Genomic DNA, 13,980 nt, shown 5'->3' with positions numbered 1-13,980 from the left:
TCCAAGCTGTTCAAGCCCGCCGCCTGAGCGGTTCGCGGCCAGTTTAAAAAAGCCCGGACCGCTCGAGCGGTCCGGGCTTTTTTAAACTGGCCGCGAACCGCTCAGGCGGCGGGCTTGAACAGCTTGGAGGCGTTGGCCTTGATCGGCTCGACGGTCTCGGACGCGACTTTCTGCGACAGCTCCGTGAGCTCCTTGCTCCAGACCGAGAACGTCTCGAACTGCTTCTTGGCGTGGTTGGCCCAGAGCTCCATCGCCTCGGAAGGCGTCTTCACGCCGACCAGTTCCTGTGCGAAGTCGAGCGAGGCGGTGGTGTTGGCCTTGACGATTTCCATCACCTTGGCCGAATACTCGCTGGCGCCCTTGCTGGCGTTGGCAAACACGGCCTCGATGGTCGAATTGTTGGTCTCGGCAACGTCCTTGAAGCGGGCATAGTTGTCGCGGGCCTGAGAAACGCCCTTTTCGGCGAAAGCGCGGACTTGCTCGGGAACCTCGAACGGGATGATGGAAGCAGAGAATGGGTCGGTAGAAGCCATGGCATGCATTCCTTCGCTTGGGGGGTGAACGTGGAACGTGGTGTGACCCCTTGCGCGCCCCGGGAGACTTCCGGGGAAACGTCGACGAGGATCACTGGGACGGAAATGCCCCTCTGGGGTGGGGCAACTTGTATATAAGCAGCTTATCATGGCAATTTTGTGCAACGCAACGAAATCGCCAGTGCATTGCCATAAAATAATCTTCGGGTTCCAGCTTCCGCAATCCGGAAGGTGGATGTTTTCAGCTTAACAATTTGTAAAAGCTTAGTTTTTTGTCTTGGTCGCTTTCGTCGCCGTACGACCAACAATTTGGCTCATTTCGCTCGCCTGTTCGGTCGGCGCCCGCATCCGGGCCTGCGCATATTCGCAGTGCAACCGCATCATTTCGCTCAGGTCTTTGGCGTGCACCAACGCCTGCGCGCAATCGAGCGAGGCCTGGATGTTCTTTTCGGCATAGGAAAACGCCATCGCGTTGACGTCCCTGGTGCCGGCGCCGACCGTCGCCGTTCGCGCAGAGAGTGAATCGGCGGGCGACTGCGCGCCGGCAATGAATTTTTCGAAGGCCTTTCGTGCCTGTTCGAAGCTTGCTTCGGCCATCGACCGCATGTCCTTTGGAATCTCGAATCGATCACGTCCTTCTTCCGTCATGGTTCACCTCCCACGTTGGGTTTTTGCCGCCAACAACGCCAACGCGGCAGCGCGCCACAAGGTCTCTGCTAGTTAAGGTCGTCCCGCCTGCCAGTTAAGGTTATCCCGCCTTTGGAGGCCTCATCTCATGTGCTGGCCGTGGACCTGCCAGAGCCGGAAGGCGATACTCGCCATCCGTTAACGCTGCCATGTTCGGCAGCAAAAAGCCGATGCCGGAAGCGATGAGCCATACTGAATTCAAGGTGCGAGGCCCCGACGATCCGCGGCTGGCGCTGTATGCAACAAGCCCGCTGCCCGCGTGGTTATGGTCGGCTGACGGCACGCGGGTGCTGTGGGCCAATCCCGTCGGCGCCCGCTTGCTCGGCTTCTCCTATGGCGCGCGCCTCACCGAGAAGATCTTCGGTCCGGCCGATCCGCATCGTCGTCAGGTAGCCCAACTCGCGCACCGGCTGTTGCCCAATGGCGCGGTCCGCCTGGAACGGTTGCGTGGCTTTGGCGCGACGCTCGGCACGCTCGCCACCTGCGCCTGCGCACGGCTCGATTTTGCCGACGGCAGCGAAGGCGTCCTGATTGCGACAACCGAACCGGCCATCCGCGCGATGCCGCTGAACGAACGGCTGCAACGGCTCGCCGAGGATACCGACGGTCCGTCCGCGGCTTTTGCGGCCGACGGCACGCTCGTTGCCGCAAGCCATACGGACGCGTTCGCAGGCCTTCATCATCTCGCGGACGCAGGCCTGGAAGAGGCGCGCCAGATCGCCTTGAAAGAGAGCCGCAGCGAGGCGCCGCTCGGCGATGGGCGCGTGACCTTACTGCGTGTCGGCAGCGGCGCGGATATCGGGTTGCTTGCCTTGATCACGCCGGCCGCAATTGCGGAAGCACATGAAGAAGTCGCGGCTCTGCCGACCGGCGTATATGCGTCTGAATTTGAGCAGCCGGAGACATCAGCCGAAACAGCGGCTGCAACCACCGCTCAAAATCCGCCAACCACCGCTACAGCCGACAGCGCGCCGTCGGCTGTTCCTGACGTTGGATCGTCAGCGCCCGAACCGCCGCAGCCGCGGCGCCATCCCCTGAGATTTATGTGGCAGATGGACGCCGACGGCCGCTTCTCGCTTGGTTCCGATGCGTTCACCCGCCTGATAGGCGTGCCCATCGCCGCCGGCTTCGGCCGGCCGTGGCAGGAAATCGAACAAGCCTTTGGGCTCGATCCGGAAGGGCTGGTCGTGAAGGCGATCGCCACGCGCGAGAGCTGGAGCGGCATCACGGTGAACTGGCCCGCCGATGACGGTGGCCGCGTGGCCGTCGAACTCTCCGGGTTGCCGATCCACGATGGCCAGCGAAATTTCGTCGGGTACCGGGGCTTCGGCGTCTGCCGCGATCTCGAAGGCATCGCGCGGCTGGAAGCCCTGCGCAGTCAGGAATTCTTCAACGATCCGCCATCAGCGGACATGATGTCGCCTGAAATTGGCCCGGACATCGCGGGAACCTCGCCCTTGGCCGCGCTTTCGCGTGAAATTCCCGACCCGAGCGCCGATTCGACCGCCCCTGCCGCTTTGACTGCCCCACTCCCGCCCGACATAGCCCAACCAACCGATTTGGAAACGCCGGTGGAAACATCCAACGAAATCCCTGCGGAAGTGCCACCGAACGTCGTCCCGTTCCGGCCTCTTGGCGAGACGCGCTCACCGGTGCTGACGCCGGTCGAAAACAGCGCCTTCAACGAACTCGCCCGGCAATTGTCGGCGCGGCTGGAGAGCGAGGACGGCGCACCTGAAACCACGGAGCCGCCCGAGCATCCGCAAGCTGTCGCTTCGCCCGTGGAATCGGCCACGGCGGAGGCCGCGGTCGAACCGCCAACCTGGCTGGCCGAGCCCGAGCCCCCGGCGCGGGGAGAGGCCCGGCGCGACAAGGCGCTGCTCGATCTCCTGCCGACCGGCGTGATGATCTACCGGCTCGACCGGCTGCTCTACGCCAATCGCATTTTCCTCGAGCGCATGGGCTACGACAGCCTGCACTCGCTCGAACAGGCGGGCGGCGTCGATGCGCTTTATGTCGAGCCAGGGGTCTCCAATGCCTCCAGCACATCGGACACCGGCACGCCTGTCAGGATCTCCATGCCCGATGCGTCCGGCGAAGCTTCGCCCGCCACCACCATCGACGCGCGACTGCATACCATCACCTGGGACAAGGAAAGCGCGCTCGCGTTGATCTTTACCGGCGCTGCGCGGGACAGCGCAGTCCCGGCGCCCGCGATTGAGCCGCCGGTGCCCGCAGTACCTGTGCCGTCCGCGGTCGGCCATGCCAATGCGGAAGAACTCGCCGCCATTCTCGACACCACCGCCGACGGCATCCTGATGTTCGATGCGCAAGGCAACATCAATTCCTGCAACCGCAGCGCGGAAGCCTTGTTCGGCTACGACGGCGACGAGTTGGCGAAGCACAATCTCGGCGTGCTGTTTGCGCCGGAGAGCGAGAGCGTCGTCAAGAATTATCTCGAAAGTCTCAACCGCACCGGCGTTGCGAGCCTGCTCGAACACGGCCGCGAGGTTTTGGGCCGGGTCCGTGGCGGCGGTCTCATTCCGCTGTCGATGACCATGGGGCGGACACAGGCTCGGGGGCCGAATTTTTTCGCCGTGTTCCGCGATCTTTCGCAGTTCAAGAAGAGCGAGGGTGAATTGCGCGAGGCGCAGCGTCTCGCCAACCGCACCGCCAGCGCCAAAGCCGACCTGCTCGCGCGGATCAGCCACGAAGTCCGCACGCCGCTCAACGCCATCATCGGTTTTGCCGAGATGATGATCACAGAGCGTTTTGGTTCGCTCGGCAACGAGCGCTACGTCGAGTACATGAAGGACGTGCGCGCTTCCGGCCAGCAGGTGCTCGCGGTGATCGACGATCTCACCGATCTCAGCCGCATCGAGACCGGCAAACTCGACCTCGCCTTCACCAACCAGAATCTCAACGACCTCGTGGAGAGCTGCGTCGCTGTCATGCAGTCTCAGGCCAATCGCGAGCGCATCATCATCCGCACGTCGCTGGCGCAGATGCTGCCGCCGGTCGTCGCCGACGGCCCGGCCCTGCGACAGATCGCAATGAACCTGATCGGCAACTCGATCCATCTCGCCAATGCCGGCGGCCAGGTCATTGTTTCGACCGCGCTGACCGATTTCGGCGAAGTAGCCTTAAGAATCCGCGATTCCGGCCACGGGCTCAACGACAACGAAGTGGCGGCCGCGATGGAGCCGTTCCGTCCGCAAGCGCCGCTCGATCAATCGCCGGAAGCCGCGGTCAGCCTGTCATTGACCAAGGCGCTGGTTGAAGCCAACCGCGCCCAGTTCAATATCAAGACCGGCGCGCGTTCCGGCACATTGGTCGAAGTGGTGTTTTCGCGGGCGATGGCGAAGACGTAGCCTTGTAAACGAAGCTAAAGCGTCTCAAGCCGCGGCGGGAGCCGCGGTCAGGAAATCGCCGATCGCGTCCAGGAAGGCCTTGGGCGCTTGCAATTGCGGCACATGGGCGCAACCCGAGAGGATTTTCAGCCGCGCATTCGGCAGCAATGCCGCCAGCTCTTGCGACATCGGCGGCGGCGTCGCCTCGTCATGCTCGCCGACCAGCACCAGAACCGGCATTTTGACCTTCGACAGCTCGGGACGAAGATCGAGTTCGGCAAGCTGTGCGCAGGCGGCCTTCAACACGTTCAAATCGGTTTTCAGAAAAGCCTCGCGGCGGTCGCGCATCAGATCGGGATGTGCGGCTTGAAACTCCGGCGCGAACAGCCGGCGCATTGCGACGTCGGTAATCGCGGCTAACCCGTTGGCTTCGGCAACGGCGGCCATGGTGCGGAACGCTTCGCGCCCCGGTTCCGGAAACGCCGCGCCGCAATCGGCGAGAATGAATTTGTTGGCGACCGCTGGATGCCGGATCGCCATCTGCAACGCCACGAACCCGCCATAGCCGTTGCCAAGCACGATCGCATTGTTGTCGCCGGCTTCACTCACGGCTTCCGCCATCCGGTCGGCGACCGCGGCGAGGCCGCCACTGACCGCCTTCGAACCACCGAAACCCGGCAATTCCGGAACGATCACGCGGTGCGACCGCGCCAATTCAGGCGTGATCGCATCGAAACTGGCGCGGTCCGACAACAATGAGTGAAACAGAAACAGGGCCGGCCCCTCGCCGGAAACCGACGCGTTCAGAGTGCCAGAAGCAAACAATCGATCCATGAGGGTCTCTCTTTAATCTGACGCGGCGGAATAAGGCCGGACGCGGCGGAATGGAACCGACTCATTAAATCAAACCGCTGACATTTCAAGCCCTGGTCGCTTGACGTGATATTTCACGAATGCAAGATAGAGGCAGGATCATGCGGAAATGCTCATGCTTTTGCGCGACAACGTCTATGAAAGCCTTCGTGCTGATATTTTGAGCTGCCGGCTCGCGCCGGGCGATGATATGCGCGAACAGGAGCTCGCCGAGCGCTATGCCGTGAGCCGCCAGCCGGTGCGCGAAGCTCTGCTGCGGCTGGAGCGCGAACACCTCGTCACCGTGCAGCCGCGCCAGGGCTATCGCGTCAATCCGATCTCGCTTTCGGATGCGCGCGATCTGTTGCGGTTTCGCCTGGCGCTGGAGCCGGCCTGCGTCGCCGAAGCCATCGAGAATGCGCCGGAGAAGACCCTGAACGCACTCGACGGTTTCCGAAGCTTTGCCGGCGATCGCGAGGACTTCATCACCTATAACCGCGCCTTCCACTGCGCGCTCGCCGATGCCTCCGGCAACCGCCGCATGGCGGGCGCGCTGTGCGACCTGATCGGGCAGGCCGATCGTCTCGTGCGGGTCAGTCTTGCCAATGTCAGGGACCACGATCCGACCCAGCTCGTCGCCGAACATGGCGAACTGATCGAAGCGATGCAGCGTCGCGACCGAAGGCGCGCGCTGCACCTCATCAAGGCGCATATCCGTCAAACCGAAAAACGCGTGTTGCCGGCGCTCAAACGCAATGCCGTTATCATAGAAAGGAGGGACGCATGAACGTCTCCGCAAAAACATCCAGCATCGAGGTCGAAATCCACGGCAATTTTGTCGACGGCCGCGAGATCGAAGCCGGCCACGGCGCGATGCTCGACGTGCGCAACCCGGCCACCGGCGAAGTGATCGCTCAAATCCCGAACTCGACCGCCGAGGACATCGACCGCGCCATGAAGAGCGCGCGCGCCGCCTTCGAAGGCAAGGCGTGGGGCGGGATGGATGTGCGCGCCCGCGCCCGCCTCGTCAACAAGCTTGCCGACGCGTTCGAGGCCAATCTGGAGGAACTCTATAAGCTCGAGACGCTGAACAACGGCCGCCCGGTCAACGAGACCCGCGCGCAGCTGTCGCGGCTGCCGGATTTCTTTCGCTATTTTGCGGGACTGGCGCTGGCGCGGCGCGATGCGGTGATCCCGGTCGAGGGCTCCTATCTGAACTACACGCTGCGCACGCCGATCGGCGTCGTCGCGAACTGCACGCCGTTCAACCATCCGCTGATGATCCTTTGCAAGTCGCTCGCCGCCGTGCTGGCGTCCGGCTGCGTCACCGTGGTGAAGCCCTCGGAATACACGCCGCTGACGACCTTGCGGCTGGCCAAAATCTTCACCGAGGCCGGCCTGCCGCCCGGCGTGTTCAACATCGTGAACGGCCTCGGCCAAAGCGCCGGCAAGATGCTCGCCGAGCATGGCGACATCGACAAGCTGGTGCTGACCGGCGGCACCGAAGCCGGCCGCATCGCCGGAAGTGCGGCGGCGAAAGTGTTCGCGCATCAGACCATGGAGCTCGGCGGCAAGACGCCGGTGATGGTATTTGACGATTACGACATCGACCGCGCGGTGAACTACGCCGCCTTCGGCGCTTTCATCGGCGCAGGGCAAACCTGCATCTGCGCCTCGCGCCATCTCGTGCAGGCATCGATCTACGACGAATTCGTCGCCAAGCTGAAGGCCAAGACTGAAACTATCAGGATCGGCGATCCCACCGATCCAGCCACGCAGCTGGGGCCTGTGATATCGGCCCGTCAGCGCGACCGCGTGCTGTCCTATTGCAAGTTCGGCAATGAAGACGGCGCGCGCCTCGTCACCGGCGGCAGGCCAGCAAAAATTGCCGGCCACGAGAACGGCTATTTCGTCGAGCCCACGGTGTTTGCGGACGTGAAAGCCGACATGCGCATCTTCCAGGAGGAAGTGTTCGGCCCCTTCACCTCCGTGACGCCGTTCAAGGACGAGGCCGAAGCACTTCGGCTCGCCAATGATTCACCGTTTGGGCTGGCGGCCGCGATCCGCACCCGCGACGTCTCGCGCGCGCATCGGGTTGCTTCCGCCGTCAAGTGCGGCATCGTCTGGATCAACGACCATCACCGGCTCGACCCGGCTTCGCCCTGGGGCGGCGTCGGCGATTCGGGCGTTGGGCGCGAATGCGGCACCGAAAGCTTCGACGATCATTTCAGCGTCAAGAGCGTGATGGTCGCAACCGGCGACGCGCCATTTGACTGGTACCGCGACACGGCCGGACAGCGGCGACTGAACTGAAGAATCGACGCCGGACCACGAAGGCCGGCGTTCACAAGACGATAAAGGGGGGAATACCATGGCTCTTGCAGTAAACGTCGGCGCGCGCCTCGACCGCCTGCCGATCTCGCCGTTTCATTATCGAATCTTCTGGCTGGTCGGCGCCGGCATGTTCTTCGACGGCTACGACCTTTACGTCGCCGGTGGCGTGCTGGCCTCGGTGATCAAGTCTGGATTCTCGACCGTCAGCCACAATTCGCAATTCCTCTCGCTGACCTTTGTCGGCATGACGGCAGGCGCGCTGATCACCGGCTTTGTCGGCGACAAGTTCGGGCGACGCTTCACCTATCAGATCAACCTGCTGGTCTTTGGTCTGGCCTCGCTGGCTGCGGCCTTTGCGCAGGACATGAATCAGCTCAACCTCTGCCGGTTCGTGCAAGGCCTCGGGCTTGGTGCCGAAATCGTGGTGGGCTATTCGACCATGACCGAATTCGTCCCGCCGAAAACGCGCGGGCGCTGGCTGTCGATGATGGCCTTTATCGTGGTGGCCGGCTTTCCGATGACTTCGCTGCTCGGCTATCTCATCATTCCGAATTTCGGCTGGCGGCCGATGTTCGTCATCGCCGGCATCGGCTCGCTGATCGTCTGGTACCTGCGCAAGAATCTGCCGGAATCGCCGCGTTGGCTTGAATCGCAGGGCCGCACCGAAGAAGCCGAAGCGCTGATGCAGAAGATCGAGCAGGAGGCTTCGGGCGGCAAGCCGCTGCCGCCGGTCGCCATCCCCGCGCCTGTCGCGCAGTTCGTAGCAAGCGACATGATCAAGCCGCCGCTGTTACAGCGCATGATCGTCGGCTCGTGGGTGCTGGTCTCGATCAACACGCTGATCTTCGGGTTCGTGATCTTCCTGCCGCAATTCTTCCTGCGCCAGGGACTGACCATCACCAACTCGCTTGCCTATACGCTGGTGCTGTCGGCGGCGTCGCTGGTCGGCTGCGCCCTCGGCGCCTATACGTCCGACGCGATCGGACGGCGTCCCAGCATCATCGGCGCGTCGATCGTCACCATCGTCGCGGGCTACATCTATGCTCGCTTCAATGCGGCATCCGATCCGGCGATCGTGCTCGGAATCGGATTTGTCCTTGTGGTTGCGATCTACGTGCAGACCGCGATCCTCTACGGCGTCTATACGACCGAATTGTTCCCGACGGAGATCCGGCTGCGCGCCAACGGCATCTGCAACTTCTTCGGACGCGGCGCCACTGTGATCTCGCCCTTCATCGTTGCTGCGCTGATGACATCCTACAATCTGCCGGGCGTGGTCTGGCTGATGATCGGCCTGTTGGTGGTGCAGATTCTGGTGGTGTGGGCCTGGGGCGTCGAGCCGCGCAACCGCGGGCTGGAAGAAGTGGCGAAAGCGAAGGCGTGAAGGCGGCGCGGTAATCCCTCATCCCGGCCAAGCGAAGCGCGAGCCGGGATCCATAACCGTTAATGTCTCTTGTTGGGCTGGGGCGGCAGTCCCCTCACAGCTGACATCGATGGTTATGGGGTCCCCGCCTTCGCGGGGACGACGATAAACACCGCCCGTTCTTACGCGTTCTTCAGCGCGACCCGAAACTCCGCCTCGGTCTTCGACTTCACCTCGTCGAGCGTGACGCCGTCGGCGAGCTCGATCAGCGCCATGCCGTCCTTGCCGTGCTTGTCGATGGTGAAGACGGCCAAGTCGGTCACCACCATGTCGACCACCCGCTCGCCGGTCAGCGGCAACGTGCACTTCTTCAACAGCTTGGCGCCGTCCTTGGCGGAATGCTCCATCACCACCACTACGCGCTTGACGCCGGCGACGAGGTCCATCGCGCCGCCCATCCCCTTCACCATCTTGCCGGGGATCATCCAGTTGGCGAGATCACCGTTCTCGGCAACCTGCATCGCGCCCAAAATCGAAAGGTCGATATGGCCGCCGCGCACCATGCCAAAGGAATCCGCCGACGAGAAATAGCTTGTCGAGGGCAGTTCGCTCACCGTCTGCTTGCCGGCATTGATGAGATCGGGATCTTCCTCGCCTTCATAGGGGAAAGGCCCCATGCCAAGCATGCCGTTCTCGCTTTGCAGGGAAACGTCGATGCCGTCAGGGATAAAGTTGGAAACCAGCGTCGGGATGCCGATGCCGAGATTGACGTAAAAGCCGTCGCGCAATTCCTTGGCGGCGCGGGCGGCCATCTGTTCGCGGGTCCAGGCCATGGGTTCTCCTTGAGAAATCGGTTTAGGCGGCGGGCCGCGGGCGGGTGTTATGGAATTCGATCCGCTTCCTGGCGGCCCCGACTTCGATGATGCGCTTGACGAAAATGCCGGGGGTGTGGATGTGGTCCGGGTTGAACTCGCCTGCCGGCACCAGATGCTCGACTTCGGCGACCGTGACCTTCGCGGCCGTTGCCATCATCGGATTGAAATTGCGCGCCGTCTTGCGATAGATGAGATTGCCGGCGGTATCGCCTTTCCAGGCATGGACGATGGCGAGGTCCGCGACCAGGCCGCGCTCCATGATGTACTTCTGGCCGTCGAAAACCTTTTCTTCCTTGCCTTCGGCGATCAGCGTGCCGACGCCGGTCTTGGTGTAGAAGGCCGGAATGCCGGCACCACCGGCGCGGATGCGTTCGGCGAGCGTGCCCTGCGGATTGAATTCGAGTTCGAGTTCGCCGGCGAGAAACTGCTGGGCGAACAGCTTGTTCTCGCCCACATAAGACGAGATCATCTTCTTGATCTGGCGCGTCTCGAGCAGGCGGGAGAGCCCGATCCCGTCGACGCCGGCATTGTTGGAAACCACCGTCAGGTTCTTCACGCCGCTATCGCGGATCGCATCCGACAGGGTCTCGGCAATGCCGCAGAGGCCAAAGCCGCCCGACATGATCATCATGCCGTCCTTGAGGATGCCGTCGAGGGCCGATTTGGCGTCGGGATAAACCTTTTTCATGCGATACGACCTGATGGAGAAAACGCGCTCACCGCGCCCCGAACTATTAGGCGAAATCTTCGCAGTGCGTCAATGATCGGAGGACCGGCCCGATCGAGACTGGATTAGTCACCAGCGGCATCGGAAATGCGCTCCCTCTCCCATGGGGCGAGGATTGGGATGAGGGGCCAGGCGCGATCGTCAGTCCGACGCCCCTCACCCGGTTTGCCGCGCAAATCGACCTCTCCCCGCCGGGGCAGAGGCGAAGCAAGGCCGCGGACGGGATGCGGCCTTGAAAGCGTCAAGAAAAACCATCAAGTTGCAGCGGGTTGGAACTGGGTAGGCGGACCCATCCCACCCCTTCGGCGGCAACCGTGCGGCCTCAACAAGGCCGATGCGCACATCCGGTTCCGGTGTCCCGGTTCTGACATTCGTACGCTGTTTAAGGCGGACCAGACTTGAATATTGCCAGGATTTTCCATTGACGATGGCCCAGCGAACACGGCGCCTCGCGATTCCGATTGCGGCGCTTCTCGGCGTGATACTGGTCGCCTTGATCGTGTCATCCTGGCTGCTCAACCGCGACGCCCTGCGCGCGGCGGTGGAGGCGCAAATCCGCGCCGTGACCGGGCTCGACCTCGTCGTCAAGGGCGGCACCGACATCTCGGTATTTCCGGCGAGCTACGTCTCCTTCCACGACGTCGGCCTGAAGGGCGGCGCCGGTGTGGATCCCGCGCTGACCGTGGACGTGCTGACGGCGAATTTGCGGTTGCTGCCGCTGCTTCTGCAACGTTTCGAGATCGCCGACGTGATGATGCTGCGGCCGCATATCCGGGTGGTCCGCGACATCAATGGCGAAAGCAACTGGACGCCCTTCGTCGGCACCATCACCCGCGCCATGAAGCCCGGCGCCGACAACCAGCTCTCGTTCTCGGAAATCCGCATCCAGGACGGCACGCTGTCCTATGAAGACCCGGTCCGTCAGGTCAAGGAAGCGCTCGACGATATCGATCTCTCGCTGGCATGGCCGTCGATCTCGCGCTCGTTTGCGGCGACCGGGCAATTCGACTGGCGCGGCGAACGCGTCGACGGCAGCATCTCGATCGGTGACTTCCTCGCAGCGCTCTCGGGCGACCGCTCGGGCTTCAAGGCCCGCCTCGCCAGCGCGCCGTTGAAAGTCGCGTTCGACGGCACGATCGCCAATCGCACCAGCCTGATGATGGAAGGCACGATGACGATCGATTCCTCATCGCTGCGCAACGCGCTGCGCTGGACCGGACAGGCGCCGCCCGGCAACGGCGGCTTTGGCCGCTTCGCGCTGAAGGCGCGCGCCAATGTGGTCGGCGCTTCGGTGGCGCTGACCAACGTCAATGTCGAACTCGACGGCAATGTCGCCGAAGGCGTGATGACCTACGCCAATAACGGCCGGCAATCCTTGCAGGCGACGCTCGCCGCCGACGCACTCGACTTCACGCCCTATATCTCGACCTTCCGCCTGCTTGCGAGCGGCGCCCATGACTGGAACCGGCAGCTGTTCGACCTCGACTCGCTGTCGACGACCGATCTCGACATTCGGCTTTCCGCGGCCAAGGTCACAGTCGGCCCGTCAAAACTCGGGCGCACCGCGATCGGCGCCAACTTGCGCAACGGCGCGCTGGCCTTGAGCGTGGGCGAGGCGCAGATTTATGGCGGCATCGCCAAGGGCTCGTTCAGGCTGTCGCGGATCGACGCCGACGCCGACGTCAAGGCTCAGTTCCAGCTCACCGACGTCGATTTACAGGCCTGCGCCAGCGAGCTGTTCGGCGTCAACAAACTGTCCGGCCGCGGCAATCTCGGCCTCTCGCTCGCCGCCTCCGGCTCGAGCCCGTTTGCGCTGGCGCAATCGCTCAACGGCACCGCGACATTGACCGGCCATGACGGCGCGATCGCCGGTTTCAACGCCGAACAATTGCTCAAGCGCCTGGAGCGCCGGCCGCTGTCGGGCGTCGGCGGTTTCCGCTCGGGCTCGACGCCCTATGACAACCTCATGGTCGCGTTGAAATTCGCCGACGGCACAGCCACGCTTCAGGATGTACATGTCGACGGTCCCGCGCACGTCACGCTGTCAGGCACCGCCTCGGTGCCCGCGCGCGAATTCGACCTCAAGGGTGTGGCTAGCCTCGCCGCGGTTGCACCCAACACCGCGCCGAGTTTCGAACTGCCCTTCGTGGTGCAGGGCCCGTGGGACGATCCCCTGATCTTCCCCGATCCCGACAGCCTGATCCGCCGCTCGCCGGCCTCGGCGCCGCTGGTCGATGCCATGAAAGACCGCAAGACCCGCGACGCCGTGCGCTCGATGATCGAGCGTTTTACGGGCGGCGGCGCCAAGCCCGCGACGCCTGACGAGGCCGCGACGGCGCCAGCGAATGGACCGGCGGCGGTGGGCGACGCGAAGCCGAACTAGGTAGGCCCGCTGAATTGCTGTCCGCAATGGCCGCGTCTGCCCTGCTCGCTCAATGCCAACAATATCCTGTTTGAGCGGCTCACCTATAGATTGATCTTGGCGCTTCCCTCGCTCATACTGATTTTGGGACTGGGGATTTTCAAAAAATGTACAAGTACGCTGTTTTGGCGTTCGCGATTCTGCTTGCCGGTTGCGCGACCATTACCAAGGGAACGACGCAAACCGTCGCCGTCGATACGCCGGGAGTTCCCGGGGCGACGTGCACCATTCAAACCCAAAGCGGGCCGCGCGGTTTGGTGACCCCTGGAAGCGTGGTGCTCGACAAGGGGTCTGCGGCGCTGCCGATCCAGTGCACCAAGGAGTGCTACAGTCTCGGCGTGAGCATGATCCCTTCGAACGCGGAATCGATGGCGGCCGGAAACATCCTCCTGGGCGGCGTCATCGGTCTTGGCGTCGATGCGGCAAGCGGCGCAATCAACAAGTATCCGGATCTCGTCACTGTGGCGATGACACCCGATCCTCATTGCGCATCGGAACCTCGCCGGCCGCGACGAGCCGCGCCACAACCGCCGCCGGCAATTGCGCCACCGCCCGTGGGGGATGCGAGGTAGCGGTAAAAGCGCGAGCGTAGCTCTCCACGACGCCGTGCAGGCGATGTTGAGAGACGCCGTTCGTCAGCATTCGTAAAACAACCATGGCCTGTGGTGATGGATCCCGGCTCAAAGCCGGGACGAAAAGCGTGCCCGCCCCATCGCTTACAGATTTTTGACAAGACAAAATCCGCTTCTCTCGGCATTCTTTGCAGGTCACATCACGAAAAGGGGCCTTTAGCCATGCGCTTTGCAAGAGCCGCGGCAGCAGCCGCCATCGTCACCC

The 13,980-nt window shown here is 63.1% G+C and carries 11 protein-coding genes; 6 read left to right on the top strand and 5 right to left on the bottom strand.

Annotated features, from left to right (window positions below; all coding sequences use genetic code 11):
* Positions 1-101 precede the first annotated feature (101 nt).
* Both WB528_RS28065 and WB528_RS28060 read right to left on the bottom strand, forming a co-directional pair.
* Entirely contained in the window at positions 102-533 is a 432-nt protein-coding gene (locus WB528_RS28065; RefSeq protein WP_423892657.1) for a phasin, read from the bottom strand.
* 264 nt (positions 534-797) lie between these two features.
* Entirely contained in the window at positions 798-1,181 is a 384-nt protein-coding gene (locus WB528_RS28060; protein ID WP_423892655.1) for a phasin family protein, read from the bottom strand.
* 221 nt (positions 1,182-1,402) lie between these two features.
* Between WB528_RS28060 and WB528_RS28055 the strand changes: the two genes are divergently transcribed.
* Positions 1,403-4,591, top strand: a complete 3,189-nt coding sequence (locus WB528_RS28055) for a PAS domain S-box protein (protein WP_423892658.1) — start codon at positions 1,403-1,405, stop codon at positions 4,589-4,591.
* Positions 4,592-4,615: 24 nt separating this feature from the next.
* Here the strand turns inward: WB528_RS28055 and WB528_RS28050 are convergent, their stop codons facing one another.
* Positions 4,616-5,404, bottom strand: a complete 789-nt coding sequence (locus WB528_RS28050) for an alpha/beta fold hydrolase (RefSeq protein ID WP_423892653.1) — start codon at positions 5,402-5,404, stop codon at positions 4,616-4,618.
* A 154-nt stretch (positions 5,405-5,558) separates the two neighbouring features.
* Between WB528_RS28050 and WB528_RS28045 the strand changes: the two genes are divergently transcribed.
* The 3 genes from WB528_RS28045 to WB528_RS28035 are packed head-to-tail and all read left to right on the top strand — an operon-like array spanning position 5,559 to position 9,140.
* Complete coding sequence (locus WB528_RS28045; RefSeq protein ID WP_423892651.1) at positions 5,559-6,209, top strand: GntR family transcriptional regulator; 651 nt, start codon at positions 5,559-5,561, stop codon at positions 6,207-6,209.
* Positions 6,206-7,735: an aldehyde dehydrogenase gene (locus WB528_RS28040; protein WP_423892649.1), complete on the top strand. Its 1,530-nt coding sequence runs from the start codon at positions 6,206-6,208 to the stop codon at positions 7,733-7,735. Before WB528_RS28045 ends, WB528_RS28040 begins: the two co-directional genes overlap by 4 nt.
* 58 nt (positions 7,736-7,793) lie before the next feature.
* Complete coding sequence (locus WB528_RS28035; protein ID WP_423892647.1) at positions 7,794-9,140, top strand: MFS transporter; 1,347 nt, start codon at positions 7,794-7,796, stop codon at positions 9,138-9,140.
* 161 nt (positions 9,141-9,301) lie between these two features.
* Here WB528_RS28035 and WB528_RS28030 read toward each other — a convergent pair whose 3' ends face one another.
* Together WB528_RS28030 and WB528_RS28025 are read right to left on the bottom strand one after the other, a co-directional pair.
* Complete coding sequence (locus WB528_RS28030) at positions 9,302-9,952, bottom strand: 3-oxoacid CoA-transferase subunit B (RefSeq protein WP_423892645.1); 651 nt, start codon at positions 9,950-9,952, stop codon at positions 9,302-9,304.
* Between the two features lie 22 nt (positions 9,953-9,974).
* Positions 9,975-10,682 carry a CoA transferase subunit A gene (locus tag WB528_RS28025; RefSeq protein WP_423892642.1) on the bottom strand — a complete coding sequence of 236 codons (708 nt, stop codon included), beginning with the start codon at positions 10,680-10,682 and terminating at the stop codon, positions 9,975-9,977.
* 466 nt (positions 10,683-11,148) lie between these two features.
* Between WB528_RS28025 and WB528_RS28020 the strand changes: the two genes are divergently transcribed.
* Positions 11,149-13,104 (top strand): AsmA family protein, encoded by a 1,956-nt coding sequence (locus WB528_RS28020; RefSeq protein WP_423892639.1) that lies wholly within the window; start codon positions 11,149-11,151, stop codon positions 13,102-13,104.
* 146 nt (positions 13,105-13,250) lie between these two features.
* Positions 13,251-13,715, top strand: coding sequence for a translation initiation factor 2 (locus WB528_RS28015; RefSeq protein WP_423892637.1), 465 nt, complete (start codon positions 13,251-13,253; stop codon positions 13,713-13,715).
* Positions 13,716-13,980: the final 265 nt, after the last annotated feature.

The sequence above is a fragment of the Bradyrhizobium sp. genome (assembly GCF_049586575.1).
GTDB lineage: Bacteria > Pseudomonadota > Alphaproteobacteria > Rhizobiales > Xanthobacteraceae > Bradyrhizobium.
Note: the sequence above shows the minus strand (reverse complement) of the source record. Positions and strands in the feature narration are given on the sequence as shown.

Excerpts from the sequence above, each read along its gene's own strand:
- WB528_RS28025 (WP_423892642.1), bottom strand. The coding sequence starts at position 10,682 with ATGAAAAAGGTTTATCCCGACGCCAAATCGGCCCTCGACGGCATCCTC.
- WB528_RS28020 (WP_423892639.1), top strand. The coding sequence starts at position 11,149 with ATGGCCCAGCGAACACGGCGCCTCGCGATTCCGATTGCGGCGCTTCTC.
- WB528_RS28065 (WP_423892657.1), bottom strand. The coding sequence starts at position 533 with ATGGCTTCTACCGACCCATTCTCTGCTTCCATCATCCCGTTCGAGGTT.
- WB528_RS28015 (WP_423892637.1), top strand. The coding sequence starts at position 13,251 with ATGTACAAGTACGCTGTTTTGGCGTTCGCGATTCTGCTTGCCGGTTGC.
- WB528_RS28045 (WP_423892651.1), top strand. The coding sequence starts at position 5,559 with ATGCTTTTGCGCGACAACGTCTATGAAAGCCTTCGTGCTGATATTTTG.
- WB528_RS28040 (WP_423892649.1), top strand. The coding sequence starts at position 6,206 with ATGAACGTCTCCGCAAAAACATCCAGCATCGAGGTCGAAATCCACGGC.
- WB528_RS28030 (WP_423892645.1), bottom strand. The coding sequence starts at position 9,952 with ATGGCCTGGACCCGCGAACAGATGGCCGCCCGCGCCGCCAAGGAATTG.
- WB528_RS28055 (WP_423892658.1), top strand. The coding sequence starts at position 1,403 with ATGAGCCATACTGAATTCAAGGTGCGAGGCCCCGACGATCCGCGGCTG.
- WB528_RS28035 (WP_423892647.1), top strand. The coding sequence starts at position 7,794 with ATGGCTCTTGCAGTAAACGTCGGCGCGCGCCTCGACCGCCTGCCGATC.
- WB528_RS28050 (WP_423892653.1), bottom strand. The coding sequence starts at position 5,404 with ATGGATCGATTGTTTGCTTCTGGCACTCTGAACGCGTCGGTTTCCGGC.
- WB528_RS28060 (WP_423892655.1), bottom strand. The coding sequence starts at position 1,181 with ATGACGGAAGAAGGACGTGATCGATTCGAGATTCCAAAGGACATGCGG.